The organism is Collinsella sp. UBA1693, assembly GCF_002320115.1.
Classification (GTDB): Bacteria; Actinomycetota; Coriobacteriia; order Coriobacteriales; family Coriobacteriaceae; genus Collinsella; species Collinsella tanakaei.
On the sequence record NZ_DCJT01000012.1, the window covers coordinates 20,469 to 37,921 of the forward strand.

The window sequence follows — 17,453 nt, forward strand, 5'->3', positions numbered from 1 at the left end:
ATCTATGTATTAGAACGTGCCACATTGAAGCGCTTAAAGTGGTTCGTTCTAATACCAATATCAACATCGGTATTACCATGTGCCGCTTTTTCCTAAAAAAACGGTACTTAGTAATACCGATTCCAACATATGTATTAAAAAGACCCATTTGAGCTACTAAAAATGGTCCATTTCAATACCTCATCTACCGAGAGCGACAGTAGAAGAAAACTGGAGGTTTGACAGGCGCTCAACGAGAAGCCCAGCCCCACAAGTCCACCCAACAACAACGAACGCGCTGCCGACACTTAGATATCGACAGCGCGCTCGCGTTCGCGCTATGTATAGGCACGCACCTCCCGGGGGCGGGCCCGTTTCTTAGAAATGCATCTTATCATCCCACGCAAGCAACGCGGAAACCCTCGTTACTCACCCAGCTGGGCCTGGCGCGCGCGGTCGCGCTCCAGGATGGGGCCGAGGAACTTGCCCGTGAAGCTCTCCGGGCACTTGGCAACCTGTTCCGGCGTGCCGGCAACCACCACGGTACCGCCGCCGTTACCGCCGTTGGGGCCCATGTCGATGATACGGTCCGCCACCTTGATAACGTCCAGGTTGTGCTCGATCACCAACACGGTATTGCCGGCATCAACCAGACGCTGCAGCACGTCGAGCAGCTGGCGCACGTCCTCAAAGTGCAGACCCGTGGTGGGCTCGTCCAGAATATAGAACGTCTTGCCCGTCTGGCGACGGTGGAGCTCCTTAGCCAGCTTGACGCGCTGGGCCTCGCCGCCGGAAAGCGTGGTGGCGGGCTGACCCAGGCGCACGTAACCCAGGCCCACATCGTAGAGGGTCTGCAGCTTGCGCTTGATCTGGGGAATGTTGCCAAAGAACGCCAGGGCCTCGGTCACGCTCATCTCCAGCACGTCCGAGATCGACTTGCCGCGGTAGGTGACCTCCAGCGTCTCGCGGTTGTAGCGCTTGCCGCCGCAGACCTCGCACGGCACGTAGATATCCGGCAGGAAGTGCATCTCGATCTTGATCTGACCATCGCCCTTGCACGCCTCGCAGCGGCCGCCGGAGACGTTGAACGAGAAGCGGCCCGGCGAGTAGCCGCGCGCCTTGGACTCCGGCACGCTGGCGAACAGCGCCCGCAGATCGTCCCACAGGCCAATATAGGTCGCCGGATTGGAGCGCGGCGTGCGGCCGATGGGGCTCTGGTCGATATCGATGACCTTGTCTATCTGGTCGATGCCCTCGAGCTTCTTATACGGACCCACCACGCGCGTGGAGTGGTGGATGGCGTTGGTGAGGGCGGGCGCGATGGTATCGGTCACCAGCGACGACTTGCCCGATCCGGAGACGCCGGTCACCACGGTTAGGGTGCCGAACTCGATCTTCGCCGTGACGTTTTTAAGGTTGTTGGCAGAGGCGCCGGTGATCTTGAGGGCGCCGCGACCAGGCTTACGGCGCTTCTCGGGCACGCGGATCATGCGCTTGCCGGTGAGGTACGCACCGGTCATGGAGTCCGGGCATGCCATGATCTGCTGAGGCGTGCCCGCGCAAACCACCTTGCCGCCGTGCTCGCCCGCACCGGGACCCATATCGATCACAAAGTCCGCCGCGCGGATGGTGTCCTCATCATGCTCGACCACGATGACGGTGTTACCGATGTCGCGCAGGCGCTCCAGAGTCTTGATCAGGCGCTCGTTATCGCGCTGGTGCAGGCCGATGGAGGGCTCGTCCAAGATATAGAGCACGCCCATGAGTCCCGCGCCAATCTGGGTCGCCAAGCGGATGCGCTGGGCCTCGCCGCCGGAAAGCGTGGCGGAGGCGCGGTCCAGGGTAAGGTAGTCCAGGCCAACGTCCACCAAAAAGCGCAGGCGCTCCAGGATCTCCTTGACTATGCGTCCGCCGATGAACTGCTGGCGCTCGGTAAGCTCCAACCCCTCGAAGAACTCCAGCGACTCGCGGCAGGAAAGGCAGCACACGTCATAGATCGACTTGCCGCCCACCGTGACAGCCAGCATCTCCGGGCGCAGGCGGGCGCCATGGCACGCGGTGCAGGGCTCCTCGCGGATGTAGCGCTCAAGACGGGTCTTGGTGTTCTCGTTGGTGGTCTCCGTGTAGCGCTCGTACAAGATGTTGCGCACGCCGGAATACTTGGTATCCCAATGCGTGTCGCGACCGTCCTGCGTGTGGTAGTCCACGCGCATCTTTTTGTCGCCCAGGCCGTCCAGGAAGATGCGGCGCACGCGGGCGGGAAGGTCGCGCCACGGGGTGGTCGGCTCTACGCCCAGGTGTTTGCACAGCGCGCGGAAGATCTGCGGGTAGTAATTGGACTTGCCAAAGAAGGTGCCAAAGACGCCGTCTTCGATAGAGAGCGAATCGTCTTCAATCAGCGCCTCGGCGTCCACCACCTTTTTAAAGCCAAGGCCGTCGCACTCCGGGCAGGCGCCGTAGGGCGCGTTGAACGAGAAATCGCGCGGCTGCAGATCATCGATGGAGTGCCCGTGCTCGGGGCAGGCAAGTGCCAGCGAGTACTGCAGTAGGTCGCCCTCGGTACCCTCCGGCGCATCGCGATCGGGCAGTAGGTACACGCCCACGTTGCCGTGAGCCAGACGGGTCGCCTGCTCAACGGCCTCAGCGATGCGGCCCAGGGAGTTCTCGCGGATGACGATGCGGTCCACCACCACCTCGATGGTATGCTTGAACTTCTTATCCAGCTCGATGTCCTCATCCAAACTGCGGACCTCGCCATCGATGCGAACGCGCGAGAAACCCTCTGCGCGCAAATCCTCGAGCAGCTTGGTGTACTCGCCCTTGCGACCCATAACCACGGGAGCCAGCATGAAGGCACGGCGTCCGTTGCCGGCTTCCAAGATCTTATCCGCCACCTGGTCGGTGGTCTGGCGCTCGATCACGCGGCCGCACTCCGGGCAGTGCGGGGTGCCTATGCGAGCGAAGAGCAGACGCAGGTAGTCGTAGATCTCCGTCACGGTACCCACCGTGGAGCGCGGGTTCTTGCTGGTTGTCTTTTGGTCGATGGAGACCGCCGGCGACAGGCCGTCGATGGAGTCAAGATCCGGCTTGTCCATCTGACCCAGGAACTGGCGGGCGTAGCTGGAGAGGCTCTCCACGTAGCGGCGCTGGCCCTCCGCGTAGATGGTGTCGAACGCCAGGCTCGACTTGCCCGAGCCCGAAAGGCCGGTGATGACCACCAGCTCGTCGCGCGGTATGGTGACGTCGATATCCTGCAGGTTGTGCTCGCGCGCGCCGCGGATGACGATCGAATTATCAGACATGCTGCAAACTCCCATGCTGGGCCAAACAAGACCCCTTCTCAATAGTTTTGCAGCTTCTCAGTCTAGCGTATGGACGAGGACTCTGCACGAACATTTGTACGCAGATAATTGTCACCACGGGAACCGCACGTCTTGTTCGATTGGACCGAACCCCGTCGCTAACGCCATTTCCAACCGCTCTACTTAGTGCGGATAAGGACGCCGCACCATAATAAGCCGGCTCATCGCTTTACGGAATGCGCCCAACGCCGCCAGATGCTACGCAACGTCCGCCACGACCAAATTCCGTATCGGTTCCGAACTGAGATGCAATTCATATGTGCCGGCGAGTAACTCGCCGTTATCAGAATCCACATATCCCGTGGCAGCGCTATAGGGAATATGGGTAGTGTAATCGGTCTGCGGCACTATGCTAAGCGCACCCAAACCCCCTGAGGGAACGCTCGGTTCAGACTTCGACCACAACTCGTTATCAATCTGCAGCACGGCATCTCCATTTGCAAGGTTCAGGCCCATGCCTATAAGCTCGATCGCCGACCCTTCGGAATCGGGCGCCGCTGCATTCCTCACGTTCATCTCAACGCAGATAACAGACTTGGTACTGTCGCCGTCAAGCCCCGCCGCTTTGTCGATTCCGTAGCGCTCGATATACTCATCATGGGTCATACGCTCCATTCCAAGAACCGTCACGCTGTAGTCTTCCGATCCAAGGGATTCGTTAATGAAGGACCCCGACAGCTCGATGGCCTCCCCCACAGCGTGTCGCCTCGCCTCAAAACGAATCGCGGTCGCGTTCACAAAAGCGATCCTCGCCACGCAAAGGGCAACCAGAACGAGGGACAGCAAGAGCACAACCTTCTTCTTCATACCTTCGGCACCCCCTCCAGACCATTCTGCATCGGGGTCGGTGAGGCAGCTTTCCTCTGCCGCTGAATAATGTGGCCGTCTTCCATGCGCACGATCTCATCCGCAACGCGACGCAGCATGGCCGCATCATGGCTCGCGATAATACCTATTGCCCCACGCGTCTTGATATCCCTTGCGATTCGATCCATAAGCCCGTACCCGCTCTCGTCTAGAGCGTTCGTCGGCTCATCGAGAAAGACTGCGTCGGGATTTCCCAAAATGGCGGCAGCTATGCCGAGCCTTTGCTTCATGCCGAGCGAGAACTGGCGATATTTCCTTTTGTCCCGCGGATCGAGGCCCACGTACGCTATGCGCGAGCGAATTGCCTCGTCCGCAACTCCGCCAATAAGGGCCGCGATGTACTGCAAGTTCTCAAAAGCGGTGTAGCGATCGAGAAATGCCGGGTTTTCTATCAGCATGCCGGCACGAGGAATAAAATCCAAATCGCGCCCTAATCGCCTTCCGTTGTATTCGACAAATCCCTTGTCAAGATACATAAGGCCGGTCATAGCACGCATCAGCATGATTTTTCCGGATCCATTGGCGCCGCACAGCCCAAGCACCCTTCCGGATTCGCACGACACGCTCACGCCATCCAGCACCTTGATGCCCCGGACGGTTTTCTCCGCACCCTGAACTACGAGCCTATTCATTGCGTCCTCCCCCGGATAGCAATTGACGAGAAAAGAAGATACCTCCTATGACGATCGCCAGCCAGGCGACCACCAGGCACTCGGACAAAGCGACGTTGAGCGGCACGCCTCCTAGGAACAGCCCTTTGTGCCTTCCGGTGATGAGGTAGTTGCCCAGCAGCAACACGTGCTGGAACATGCAGGAAAGCAGCAGATAGCTCATTACGACCGCGTACGCGGGGATGCGTTCGACCAGCATTGAGATGGAGAACTGCACCAATTGCAGACAACACGTGACACCGACGATCGAAACGATGAACAGCCCCACATTCGCCCCAGCCCCCAGTTCCTGATCGGCGGCGAGGATCGCGGAACCATCCGACCTGATGACATTCAGGCCTTCTACCGTCACCTCGAGGGTCATATTCGATCCCGCCATGAAAGCAACGAGCGTGATCCCAAAAAAGAACAGCGCCCAGAACAGCAGGGAGGATGCCACGCACCATGCGCTCTTCGCAAGCCACCAAGACCAACGGCTGCCAGACAACGCTATGCTCTTGGCGCCAACTCCAAACGTGTCCTGACGGGGATAGTCAAGTGTGCAAGCAAAGAAGAGAGCAAATGGAAGAACCCACTCGAACGATAAACTCACCGGCCTGCCCTGCATCACCTGCCGCCAATCGATAGGAACGGGATGGTCGAAGGTTTCCGCAACGATGTCGCCAAGCGTGAATGCCGCTGCATCGCCTATTGCCACCTTAGACAAAGCGACCGCGCCAAATCCGAGGACAGCCCCCAAAAGAACTGCCCCTATGTAATAGGGCAACAAGCGAACGAAGCCAAGGCGAATGTCCCTGGCAAGCAGTTTTGCGAACATCATAGGTAGCACCTCCTCTTAAATGAGATGATGGGGACAAGAATTCCAATCACGGAATAAACCGCGATCAAAACGGCAATGGCCGTCATCGACGGACTGGTGGAGTCGTATCCCAAAGGATGCAACACGGTAAACATGTCGAGCGTCTTGCTGCTGCCCATGAAGAACATGTTATTTATGGATAGAGACATATAGTTGATGAGCAACTGCGCTAAAACCGACCCGATGAAGAGCCGTACCGGACTTTTCGCGTACAACGAGACGGCAAGCACCGCGATAGACCACATTCCGCAGAGAAGCGCCGCGGTACCACTCCAGCAGAGCAGGTACATGCCAGGTTGAGTAAAGAAGAACGATCTAAAGGGGGTGTCGAGCGATATGGGGATGCCAAACGCGAACACCTCGTTTGGATCGGGCGTACCCCAGGGCCCAACCAAGCTGGCAAACACAATCGCCAGTAGAAGCGGAACAAGGGCAATTAGCGCGCCCGACACAAAGCAGGCCAGGGCTTTAGCGCAATAATATGCACCGTCGGCAACCCTGGAAAGCGCATGGGACTGGAATCCGGACCCACGGTCCTCTGCCAACGTTCCGGCACCCGGAAGCAGACACAACATGGGAAGAAGAAAGTAAAGCAACGCGGAGAAGGGCTTGCCGTCCGTTCCCACCCAATACATGGGCGCCAAGCGGCTTTGCATACCATAGCTTTTATAGAACCCCCCCCCGGTCAAGAACCGCCCGCGCATATCCATACCATTCGCTATAGCTTAGATAGTCGAGCACGGCACTTGCAGCAACGAGCACCATCGCCGCGGCAACCGCCCCGATAAACCAAGGGGAGCGGAGCATCCTTCTCAACTCGGCGCCGAATAGCCGAACAAAAGCCCTCGCGGTTTGATAGACGCCCTGCTTTAACACGCCCAGTTTGTACCGGTCTCATAGCACCCCCAAATCAACGACAAAAGACCCCACGCTACTGGGATTATCAAAAACCAACGCATAGTTAAATTGCCCAGAAGCGGCCTGCTCTTTGGCGGCGTCATCGTAGAGCCCAACCTTGAATATCATCTGTGCGCGGGTAGTCTCGCCCACGGGAAGGGGCACGGCACCATCGATCGACGGGTTCTCATGCTCTACCGTTGGCACAATCCAAACGGATCCGCAATCGATACGCGTACCCCCAATCTCCTCGATGGGATTTCCGGTGGAATCACATGGGAAAACGCGAAAATCATTAAACTTGATCCAGTAATCCTCTTGTCCATTTTCTAGATGGTCGGCAACCGCATTCACATTGGTAATATCGACATCAAGAACAATGAACTGATATTCTGCCGTTTTATCAACCCTATCGTCACCGTAGTACTCAGAGAGCTCCGCACGAACATCATCGGGGACATCAAGCCCATCTACGGATGAAACACGCTTAGCGCTCAAAACGCTCCAGTCGATTGTTCCGTAATAACCAAGGGCGCATAAATACGTGCGGGTAAAACGTGACCCTTCCTCGCTCTCCGAGTCATAGCCAGTCAAGGAAAACGATTCGCCAAGAAGATGACGCTGGCTCACTAGATCTGCCAACTCACTGTTCCCCCGCTCGTAGTCCTCCGTATACTCAAGTACTTTTTGAGGGGTGCCATCGCCTAAAAATCGAATAGATGCCGTAGAGCCAGCAATTACCAGCAACGCTGAAAGGGAGAGGAAGGCACGCCTCGTTACCCGCTTTGCCACAGCCATCAACTCCAGTTCCAGAGCGGGCGAACCGAATCGCCCGCACATCAAAGGACCTACCAAATATTGGGGTTGCAGTAACCATTAAGCGGAGTGTAAGAACGCAGGCTGTCAGGGCTCCAAACACCTTCAACGTAGCCCGTCTCCCTATTGCTCCATCCTGTCAACTGGCAAGTAGCGGTACCTGATTTGCCAAAGCGCTCGTACACAAGATTCCGAATGCAGTACTGACCGGTGGCCATGCCTTTTTTCACCTTAGCAGTAGTCCCGCCCATGCAATTCACCAAACTGGTCGCTTCCGAAGGACCGCCATCTACATAGAGATTTGCATCGGGAACCGTAATGCTGTCGATGCATACGTATGTGGAAGTCGAATTATGCTTAACCTCCAACGAATCAGCAGCAGTGGTCTGGAAGAAGCTGAAATCAAAGTGGAACGCACGGTCATTGTTATGGTAAGGAGTCACCTCGTTAGTTGAGGCAACAGCCATAACGGGTGCGGCGCATAGCGCGCCCGTGCCGACAGCCACAGCAACGGCAAGGCCGCACAACCGCCTACTCAAATTAAACTTCCCACCCATAGCGCTTCCTTCCTACTGGAAGATCCCCGATTCCCTCGGGCTTGGAAAGAAGCGTGCGCCAATTAGACGGTTTTGTATGTGGACAGGGGTGTTAGACCATGCAAATGGAGCGTCTACAAACCCGTTACCTGCTGAATCTTTTCCAACGCACCCTGAGCGTCATGAACGCCGAGCTTTGCGTAGGCGCCGCGGCGGATGGCGTAGACGGCGCTGGGCGAGTAGTGCAGGTCGCGAGCGATCACTGAGCAGACGCATCCATGGAGCGTTTGGATTATCACCTTAGCCTCGAGCGCGTCGAGCCCCATGGCAACGCAAACTGCTTCCATGCGATCGCGTGGAATGGCAACAGCATCCCGAGCGGCATCAAGCAAACGGGATCGATAGTAACGAGTTACCGCAAGGGCCACGGAAGCTATGGCAGCTGCAGCGCCGACGGCACCCAGACCCAAGCTGATGGCCGCGCGCGCCCGAAGCTCGTTCATCGCTCCCTGTACGATCTCAGTTTCATACAGATGCGACCCTATGGCATTGACCCCCACCATACCGACGAGAACGCCAAGCGCGAACGCAGCTATCGGCAACTTGGAGGAAAAGACGAGTGACCAGTTCCCCTCGTCAAGCTGAACCAGAAGACATAGAACGACAAAGGGCAGGGCGAACTGCATCCCGTGATTATCCATGGCATATATCGCCGCCGCTCCCGCAGCCCCAGTTGCAAGCGTGCAGGCAAACCGCTTTGACGCGGCATGTTCGATGACAAATATCAGGACCACCAGCTTGAGCGACCACGCATAGGGCTCGATGCTTGCCGTGTACGGCCAGGAAGACGAACGCCAAGAGATGGCGAACACCAGCCCCGTAACACCCATGAGCACGGCAACTAGGAAGGCCTGCAGGGCGTCATCCAATCCGGATTCTTCAGATAGCTCCTAATGAAGCACCCTTCCCACCAAGACGGCGGCGACAAAAGCCGCAGTGGGCAACGCCATGAGAAACCACACGTTGGCAATCCACACCGTGGCAGCAGCCAAGCCCAAGCATACAACGTCCGCGATGCCAAGAACATCGTGCTCACAAAGAAGTTTAGGGAAGAGCTCGGCAACCGAAAAGAAGGACATGGAAAGCAGCAGGCCCAGGGAGATGCCGATGCACACGTTGTTGGGCAGGTTCCACGTTACCCCCACGACGCTCCACGGCATAGCCCCGATCATGGCAAACAGGCTTAGCGCGCGGGCGATGGGCTTTAGGCGAACATTAAGAAATGCGGGATCGAAAAACCGCCCATGCGACCCCTTCGCACCATCCCGCTCTTCTACTCCGCCCAGGCCCTCAGCATCATTCGACATATCGTCCACACCCGGCGCAGCCAGCTTACGTGCGTCCTCAATAGAATCCACGCCCATCTTGGCGCGGGCGCGGCCCCATAGGCTCCTGACCGTAGAGGAACTAATCCCCATGCGAGCAGACGCCTCCTTGGAGTTGAGTCCCTCGATCAAAAGCCGAGTCGCCTCGAGCTCGCGCTCCGACAGCCCCCAGGCGTTGTCAAATGACATGCCGCAAGAAGCGGACTCGCCATCATCTTCCAGAACTTCCGCCGCGGCACTGGCAGGCTCACGCACCTGGGTGTTTGAAAGCAAAGGCGGCACAAGAAAAGAGACGGCGAGCGCCGTGGCTGCCAGCCCCAGGGAGACGAGGGGGTTGTCAATAATCCAGAAAAATTGGTCGGGCAAATACCTGATATATATGCGCGCCGTGATCTCTCCCGCGCACAGCCCCCCACGCGCAGGCGAACAGCCCGCGAGCGCCGACGACTCTGGACGAGCGTTGCAAAAAGGCTCCGATAATACCAAGAGGGACGAACATGATGGGTGCAAACAGAGGTGACACCATTTCTTGCATATAGCCCATGGGCGCAGCACCGAGCGTAAGCGCGGAGAACGCGGGGGCGCGCAAAAAACCAATACACACCGAACACGTCAGCAGAACAACAAGCAAAGCGTGGCTGGGGGCATCCACCGATCGATCATAGGCGGCGCGCAGATACATATGGACAGCGCAGGCCACCATGGATCCGATTGACGTCACCTTCCAAATTCCATGGAGGGATGAGGCGGCCGCGTACGCGTCCGCAGCACCGAGACAGCGCGCCGATATTGCAAGGACCAACGAGGCACAGAACCACATCGCAGCTAGGGCAATGCAGGTAGCACGGACGAAGCGGCCACGCCGCCCTGCGAATGCTCGGCCTCCGATGCGAGCGACGACGCGAGGAGCAAGCGCCGCCCCAACAAAAACGCAGCAAGCCAACCAATAATAGCCAGAGAAGGCGAGGGAGCGCATACCGAACTCGACGGGCGTCGGATCGAGGATCGACGGGACGGCGAACAGCAGGGCGAACCACCAAGCATCGACGACCATATTCCCCTCCCAAATCATTCCTCGCACGCAACTTGAACAATTGTAAGTCCAGGGCATCAGATTGTGAACGGAGCCATTCTAAACAAATGAGTCATCGCCTCGCGCTGAAGGCTAATATAGAATTCTCGCTAAGAAACCTCACTCCATGAATCAGGGTGGACTCATACGATGCATGTCGTCCATAAACAAGGCTTGCAACACCTGTCCACACGTTGTCTACAGCCACTATAAGACCGGGTCACAATTAGTCTGCATCGCTATTGTTGCTACTTACGACTTATTTACGATGCCCCGGGATGTAAAGTGAGCGAGGGCATTGCCCCCACTCCCAAGGTCACATGCATACATGCGTCCCCACGGGTACAATGGGTTGCGTATGATTCGACCGAGCCGGACGGCACGGGCGCGAAGGGGACGCATCCCCGCCGGCCTCGTCCAAACCCGACTCAATACGCGTATTCGCGCAATCGTCCACCCCCATGCGATCGTTTGCACACGGAGGCGTTGCGCGCAGAGAGGACAACCATGGGTTGTGAGCACGCACAGGCCGCGGGCGGGCAGACCGCTCCGCAGCAATTCGATGAGAACAATCTGTCCGAGGTGAAGCACGTCATCGCCGTTTTGTCCGGCAAGGGCGGCGTTGGCAAGTCGCTGGTCACGGGCTCGCTGGCAATCGAGCTGGCACGCGCGGGCCACAAGGTGGGCATTCTGGACGCCGACGTTACCGGCCCGTCCATCCCCAAGATGTTCGGCATGAGCGGTCGCCGCGCCATGGGCCTGGGCAACCTGCTTTTGCCCGAGATCTCTACCCACGGCATCAAGGTGATGTCCAGCAACCTGCTGCTTGCCAACGAGACCGACCCTGTTTTGTGGCGCGGCCCCGTGATCGCCGGCGCCATCCGTCAGTTCTGGAGCGAGACCAGCTGGGGCCCGCTCGACTACCTGCTGGTCGATATGCCTCCGGGCACCGGCGACGTGGCGCTCACCGTGTTCCAGTCGCTGCCCGTGGACGGCATCGTTGTCGTTACCAGCCCGCAGGACCTGGTGAGCATGATCGTCGCCAAAGCCGTCAACATGGCCGAGAAGATGGACGTGCCGGTTCTGGGCGTGGTCGAGAACATGAGCTACGTGGAGTGCCCGGACTGCGGCAAGAAGATCGAGGTCTTTGGCCACAGCCGTCTGGACGAGGTGGCCGCCGCCTACAACCTGGACATCCTGGGCCGCCTGCCCATCAACCCCGCCTTCGCCGCTAGCTGCGACGCCGGCACCCTTGAGGACGACCTGCCCGCCGGCATGCTGCCCGAGGCGGTGGCCGCCATCCAGACGACCGCCGAGTTCCTGGACGCCAAGGCCGCACTCGAGCAGGAAGACGCTGCCACGCCTGCCGAGGACGCTGCCGACCCCGAGTAGGCAGACTCTCAAAGAGTACTCGTCCAAAAACTCGTCCAAAATACCCGCGCCCAACCGCGCCCGCCCGCTGCCCGAAAGCGAGAAACCATGAACGCCCGCCCGCAGACCCGCTACGACGTTGCCATCATTGGTGGAGGGGCCTCCGGCCTTTCCACCGCCATAGCCGCGGGCCGCGCGGGCGCCTCCGTCTGCGTGCTCGAACGCGACGTGGCCTGCGGTCTGCCCATTTTGGCCACGGGCAACGGACGGTGCAACCTGTCGAACGCCCGCCTTGATAGCCGCCGCTACCACAACGCCGCCGCCGCTAAGGCCGTGCTGGGACGCGACGGCGCGTCGCGGGCGGCGTCGTTTTTTGACTCGTTGGGGCTTATGACCTGCGAGGTTGAGGGACGGCTCTACCCCATCACCCGACGCGCGGAGACCGTACGCGACTGCTTGCTGGGGGCGTGCGAGCGGCTGGGCGTTGACATGCGCTGCGGCGTTGAGCTCCAAGGCGCCGCCCTTGACCCGGCGGCCGCGCCGGACGCCGCAGGCGGCGCGTGGATCCTCGATATCAGCGAGCCCCAGCGGCCCGTCTACGTTCACGGCGACCAAAGCGACCGCGCCGCCCTGCGCCGCGCCCGCAAGACGCTCGCCGGCGCACAGATGGCCCAGCGGCAAATTCGCGCGCGCTCGCTCGTTATCGCCGTGGGCGGCTGTTCGCATGACATCTGCGACGTGCTTGATATTCCCCATGTGGACGAGGAACCCGTGCTCTGCCCCATCGCCGGCACGCTGGCACGCCCCGGTAGCGGCGCGGACGCCGGCAACAATCCGCTCGACGCGCTCGACGGGCTGCGTCTGGAAGCCATGCTCACCCTCAAACGCAAGGGTGCCTGCATCGCCTACGAAGAAGGCGAGGTGCTCCTGCGGCCCTACGGCATCTCCGGTATCGCCGTATTCAACCTATCGCGCCGCTGCCAAGCGGGCGACCTTATCGAGATGGACCTGTTCCCCGCCTGCAACAACGACCAGCTCGCCCACACGCTGCGTGCACGCGAGCAGCATGTGGGCCCTTGGAACGGAGAGGCAACGTGGTTCGACGGGGTACTGCCGCGCGCGCTGGCCTCATACGTGTGCGAGTGCGTAAACGGGGCGGGCGATGCGATCGCTGCCAGCGCCGCGTTGCTGCACCGCATCAGCCTGCGTGTTACCGGCACGTGCGAGCACCAGCAGGCGCAGGTGCGCCGTGGAGGCATCCCGTTTTCATCCATTGATGCTGACACGCTTGCCGTCACAAGCCGACCGCACCTATTTGCCTGCGGCGAGGCCCTGGATCAAGATGCGGACTGCGGCGGCTACAACCTGGGCTGGGCTTGGCTTTCCGGCCTGCGCGCGGGCGAGGCCGCCAGCCGTTAGGCACAGCCAAATGGCCGCGCGTTTCAAGCGGCCGCCCACCTTGCGACAGCCCGCCCATGCGACCGAACATATGAAACGGAGTTCCCCGTGATAGAGATTTCCGAGATCAAGGTTTCCCTCAAGGAAGGCGCCACCGAGCAGGCGGCCCTCGAAGCGGGAATGCGCGAAGCCGCCCGCCTGCTGTCGCTGGCACCCGCGGACATCGCGCACAGCGAGCTGCACCGCACGTCCATCGACGCGCGCAAGAAAAGCGACGTGCACTTCACCGTGAGCGTTCGCTTTACCCTGCGCGGCGGTCTTGACCAGGCAGACGTCCTTACGCGAGCAGACGCGAAGGCAGCCCGGCGTATCCGCATTGTGGACGAGGACTCCCCCTCCTACCCCGTCCCGCTTGGCAAGCACGCCCGCCCCGCGCTGCGCCCCGTGGTGGTAGGCGCCGGCTGCGCGGGCCTGTTCGCGGCTCTCACGCTGGCGGAAGCCGGGTTGGAACCGCTCTTGATCGAGCGCGGCGACAATGCTGCCGACCGCACGCGCGCCGTTGAGCACTTCAACGCCACGGGCGAGCTTAACCTAGAGAGCAACATCCAGTTTGGCCTGGGCGGCGCGGGCACGTTTTCCGACGGCAAGCTCACCACGGGTACCAAAAACCCCGCGCACCGCCTCATCCTCCAAACGCTGGTAGATGCCGGCGCCCCGCGCGAGATCCTGTGGGAGGCCAAACCGCACGTGGGCTCCGATATCTTGCCGGGCGTGGTGACGCACATGGTGGCGCGCATCCGCGACCTGGGCGGCGAGGTTCTATTCCGCACGCGCTTGGTGGATATCGACCGCGGGTCTAGCGGCCAGATTGAGGCTGTCCACGTTTCGCACAACGGTGAGGACGAGGAGCGCATCGCGTGCTCGCACCTTATCCTTGCCTGCGGACACTCCGCACGCGACGTCTTCGAATTGCTGGATCGCCGCGGCTTTGAGCTGGCGCGCAAGACCTTTGCCGTGGGCGCGCGCATAGAGCACCTGCAGGAGGACATCGACCGCGCGCAATACGGTCCCGCCGCCGGCCACCCCGCGCTGGGCGCCGCGCCCTACAAGCTGGTAGCGCATACCAAAAACGGTCGCAGCCTGTTCAGCTTCTGCATGTGCCCGGGCGGCGAGGTGGTCGCCGCGGCCAGCGAGGCGGGCGGCGTGGTCACCAACGGCGCCAGCCTCCATGCACGCGCCGGTAAAAACGCCAACGCAGCCCTGCTGGTCAACATCAACCCGCAGGACCTGCCAGGCGATGACGTACTGGCCGGCATCCAGCTGCAGCGCGAATGCGAGCGCATGGCATATGAGCTTGGCGGTGGCGCGTACAAGGCCCCCGCGCAGCTGGTGGGCGACTTTTTGTGCGGTATTCCCTCCGTGCGCGGCGGCAAGGTAACGCCCACCTACCCGCGCGGCGTCACCTGGGGATCCATCAATATGGCGCTGCCCCAACACGTAACCGAGACCATGCGCATGGGCATTCCCGAGCTCGCGCGTCGCCTTCGTGGTTTCGATGACGAGGAAGCCGTGCTAACCGGCGTGGAAACGCGCTCCAGCTCCCCCATCACCGTGGTGCGCGACCGCGCCTGCCACGCCCAGGGCGCCCAGGGGCTCTACCCTTGCGGCGAGGGTGCGGGCTACGCGGGCGGCATCATGAGCGCCGCCACGGACGGTATCCGCTGCGCGGAATCGCTCATCGCGGACCTGGGATAGACGCTCTAAGCGACGTCGCGCGACGTTAGTCATTAGGGTTGTAGATATCGCACACGCTGAGGCCCGCCGCAGGGTCGTAGTTGTATTCGACGATGCAGCAGTTGCCCAGGCGCTTGCCGCTCGAACGGTAGTCGTAATCGAGCGCGCGCAGCACCTGGGCGCACGCGGCCCCATGGCTCACGGCCAACACGCACTCGTGGTCGGGGCGATCCATGACGCGCTTCAGGGTATCCATCAGGCGAGCCCTAAATTCCATCTCGCCCTCGCCCCCAAACGGAACGTAGAAGTCACCGTAGGGCAACGGAGGGTTGGTATCCTCGGTAAGGCCCTCGAAGGTGCCGAAGTTCCACTCTTTCAAACCCTTCTCACGCACGTACGGCACGCCCGGGACCACCAGCTCGCACGTATCGCACGCGCGCTCGGACGTGCTGGAATACACGTGGTCGAACGCGATACCGTGCCCGCGCAGCCACTCCCCCGCCGTGCGCGCCTGCTCAATACCAGTTGCGGTAAGCGGAGAGTCGCACCACCCCTGTTTGCGCTTAAGTACGTTGAACAGCGTCTGGCCGTGACGCATCATATAGAGCTTCGCCATGCTGCATCCCCCTTGCATTCGATATACCGGCTCTTGTCTTCGTCCACATTATACGGCTCGATGCCGAGTCATAATAAATGGGGACCGCGAGCGATCCCCATAAAGCTATCTGTTATGCCGCCCGCATGCGAGCGAACCGTGCCCCGCCACCAGCGAGACATGCAACCGCAAACGCGCTTGTGGCTACGCCACGGCCTTGGCCTTCTTGGCACGGCGGAACGGGCAGGAACCCTTCTGCGGAGCCACACCGGAGAGCACCAGCGCGCCGTAGACAAAGCCCCAGCCGGCCAGGAACAGCTCCAGGCAGGACAGGGCAACGGAAGCGCCCTCGCCCGCAAAGTTCATCATGTTGAAAAAGCTCACGGCCCAGATGGCGGCGGCGAGAACCAGCGTCACAAACCAGTGGCCAACGCCCTTGCGGTCCATCTCAAGCGCGATGAACATCACGTAGAACGCCAGGAAGATGCCCACAAACGCATAGGTCAGCGAGAAAACGGCGATGTCATACGGGAAGAACAGCTCCCAAAAGCCCGCGACAAACATCAGCGCGCCCAGCACCGGCTCGGTCCAACCAAGCACCCACGTGGACTTGGAGACAAAAGACGCGATGAACGTGACGGCGCCCAGGAAGATACCGATCCACGGTAGCATCTCCAAAAGGCCCGTAAGGCCGTTGTGGGGCGTGATCATGAACATCCCCAGGCCACCCTCTACCGGAGTCACATACATGTAGACGGCGAACAGGAAGCAAAACGCGGCCATAATGACCAGGTTCCACTTCACTTCGAGCAGCTTCTTGATGATTTCGTCTTTCATCGATACCCCTTTTTCTTCCCATTAGATCGCGCAGGCGACAGCGCGCTCCTCTTCAAGGTCAAAGTATAGCATCCAGATTTACCGTGTTGAAACATAGGTTAGCGGGACGAGGAAGGGTTAACGTACGGCCGGGGTCCCACCGGTCTTATCACGAGATGCGTTCGCCGCTCTTTTGGACGAGGGAGGGCTCCGCACGGCCTGGGCCCCACCGGACTTATCAAGGGATGCGTTCGGCCCTGGCGGGCCTCAGAGCATCCCTTAGATAAGCCGGTGGGCGCCCCGGCCTGATGGGGGCCTTCCTGGTCAAGGCGCTGAAGTGGGCCCTGTAAGAAGCGGAGCCGGCGCCTGCGGAGGCGCCCCGTGCGACTTGTTCTGTTCGCGAATTGTTTGGCAGAGGCAGCTGCACAAAGTTGGCCTACCCCATGGTTTTGATGAGGTAGTCCTTGAAACCTGGATGGAAGGGCAAAGACAAGCTTGCCACGGATCGGCTCGTCTATAACGCCCGCTTCCAGAAGGCGCTTTTTGCAGATCGAGACATGGCTTGGAGACTTGGCAAGTCGCGTCTTTAGATTGGCCTGAAGCGTCTTACCCTCGTCCCGACTCATGGCAAGCAAAAACTCGATATCTGCTGGAGAGAGTTCGGAAAGCGCTGCATCGAAGACACGCGATTCGAGCTCCTCCTGCGCGAGGCCGGCACCCCGCCTCACATGGTCGATCGAAATGACGTCATCGTCATGCGACGCGCTCCAAGAGCGATAGCCGACCAGCTGCAACCGAAACCGATGCAAGGTGAACCGAACTCGCATCGTCTATCAAATGGGAAGAAGCGGCGCTCGTCTGTTGAAAAATGTCTTCGAGCATTCCTTTGGTTGCCGTCACGTTGGACGCAATCCAACCGCGGGCGCGTGCCTCTTGAGCAAGGTACGTAATAAGAGCGGTCTCGCCCGACCCGATTTAATAAAGCGAAACGGTCTTAAACGGTCTTAAACATCTCAACCGCAGGGGGGGGTTTACCTGGGATTGTGGATACGCAGGGGCCGCACGGGTTTCCGCCTGGGGTGTTCTGAGGCGCAA

The 17,453-nt window shown here is 60.1% G+C and carries 15 protein-coding genes; 3 read left to right on the forward strand and 12 right to left on the reverse strand.

The window, feature by feature from the left end:
* Positions 1-404: 404 nt before the first annotated feature.
* The 10 genes from uvrA to B3H65_RS08565 form a co-directional block, all read right to left on the reverse strand.
* Entirely contained in the window at positions 405-3,281 is a 2,877-nt protein-coding gene (gene uvrA, locus B3H65_RS08520) for an excinuclease ABC subunit UvrA (RefSeq protein WP_286684893.1), read from the reverse strand.
* A gap of 258 nt (positions 3,282-3,539) precedes the next feature.
* On the reverse strand, positions 3,540-4,148 hold the full coding sequence (locus B3H65_RS08525) for a DUF5028 domain-containing protein (protein WP_286684894.1): 609 nt from the start codon (positions 4,146-4,148) through the stop codon (positions 3,540-3,542).
* Positions 4,145-4,840 carry an ATP-binding cassette domain-containing protein gene (locus B3H65_RS08530; protein WP_286684895.1) on the reverse strand — a complete coding sequence of 232 codons (696 nt, stop codon included), beginning with the start codon at positions 4,838-4,840 and terminating at the stop codon, positions 4,145-4,147. Before B3H65_RS08530 ends, B3H65_RS08525 begins: the two co-directional genes overlap by 4 nt.
* Positions 4,833-5,699, reverse strand: a complete 867-nt coding sequence (locus tag B3H65_RS08535; protein WP_286684896.1) for a hypothetical protein — start codon at positions 5,697-5,699, stop codon at positions 4,833-4,835. Before B3H65_RS08535 ends, B3H65_RS08530 begins: the two co-directional genes overlap by 8 nt.
* Positions 5,696-6,382 carry a hypothetical protein gene (locus B3H65_RS08540; RefSeq protein WP_286684897.1) on the reverse strand — a complete coding sequence of 229 codons (687 nt, stop codon included), beginning with the start codon at positions 6,380-6,382 and terminating at the stop codon, positions 5,696-5,698. The genes B3H65_RS08535 and B3H65_RS08540 overlap by 4 nt, the downstream gene beginning before the upstream one ends.
* Before the next feature lie 250 nt (positions 6,383-6,632).
* On the reverse strand, positions 6,633-7,433 hold the full coding sequence (locus B3H65_RS08545) for a hypothetical protein (RefSeq protein ID WP_286684898.1): 801 nt from the start codon (positions 7,431-7,433) through the stop codon (positions 6,633-6,635).
* 50 nt (positions 7,434-7,483) lie between these two features.
* On the reverse strand, positions 7,484-8,008 hold the full coding sequence (locus B3H65_RS08550) for a hypothetical protein (protein WP_286684899.1): 525 nt from the start codon (positions 8,006-8,008) through the stop codon (positions 7,484-7,486).
* 113 nt (positions 8,009-8,121) lie between these two features.
* Positions 8,122-8,916 carry a hypothetical protein gene (locus tag B3H65_RS08555; protein WP_286684900.1) on the reverse strand — a complete coding sequence of 265 codons (795 nt, stop codon included), beginning with the start codon at positions 8,914-8,916 and terminating at the stop codon, positions 8,122-8,124.
* Positions 8,917-8,937: 21 nt separating this feature from the next.
* Entirely contained in the window at positions 8,938-9,738 is an 801-nt protein-coding gene (locus tag B3H65_RS08560; protein WP_286684901.1) for a helix-turn-helix transcriptional regulator, read from the reverse strand.
* Positions 9,710-10,426 carry a hypothetical protein gene (locus B3H65_RS08565; RefSeq protein ID WP_286684902.1) on the reverse strand — a complete coding sequence of 239 codons (717 nt, stop codon included), beginning with the start codon at positions 10,424-10,426 and terminating at the stop codon, positions 9,710-9,712. The genes B3H65_RS08560 and B3H65_RS08565 overlap by 29 nt, the downstream gene beginning before the upstream one ends.
* Positions 10,427-10,951: 525 nt before the next feature.
* On the opposite strand from B3H65_RS08565, the gene B3H65_RS08570 reads away from it, so the two are divergent.
* From B3H65_RS08570 to B3H65_RS08580, 3 genes are all read left to right on the forward strand, one after another.
* The gene (locus B3H65_RS08570) at positions 10,952-11,836 is read left to right on the forward strand and encodes an Mrp/NBP35 family ATP-binding protein (protein ID WP_286684903.1); all 885 of its coding nucleotides are present in this window, start codon (positions 10,952-10,954) and stop codon (positions 11,834-11,836) included.
* A gap of 87 nt (positions 11,837-11,923) precedes the next feature.
* The gene (locus B3H65_RS08575) at positions 11,924-13,234 is read left to right on the forward strand and encodes an NAD(P)/FAD-dependent oxidoreductase (RefSeq protein ID WP_286684904.1); all 1,311 of its coding nucleotides are present in this window, start codon (positions 11,924-11,926) and stop codon (positions 13,232-13,234) included.
* An 87-nt stretch (positions 13,235-13,321) separates the two neighbouring features.
* Positions 13,322-14,968 (forward strand): NAD(P)/FAD-dependent oxidoreductase, encoded by a 1,647-nt coding sequence (locus tag B3H65_RS08580; protein ID WP_286684905.1) that lies wholly within the window; start codon positions 13,322-13,324, stop codon positions 14,966-14,968.
* Between the two features lie 25 nt (positions 14,969-14,993).
* Here the strand turns inward: B3H65_RS08580 and B3H65_RS08585 are convergent, their stop codons facing one another.
* Both B3H65_RS08585 and B3H65_RS08590 read right to left on the reverse strand, forming a co-directional pair.
* Positions 14,994-15,563: a histidine phosphatase family protein gene (locus B3H65_RS08585; RefSeq protein WP_286684906.1), complete on the reverse strand. Its 570-nt coding sequence runs from the start codon at positions 15,561-15,563 to the stop codon at positions 14,994-14,996.
* Between the two features lie 183 nt (positions 15,564-15,746).
* On the reverse strand, positions 15,747-16,379 hold the full coding sequence (locus tag B3H65_RS08590; RefSeq protein ID WP_286684907.1) for a hypothetical protein: 633 nt from the start codon (positions 16,377-16,379) through the stop codon (positions 15,747-15,749).
* Positions 16,380-17,453: the final 1,074 nt, after the last annotated feature.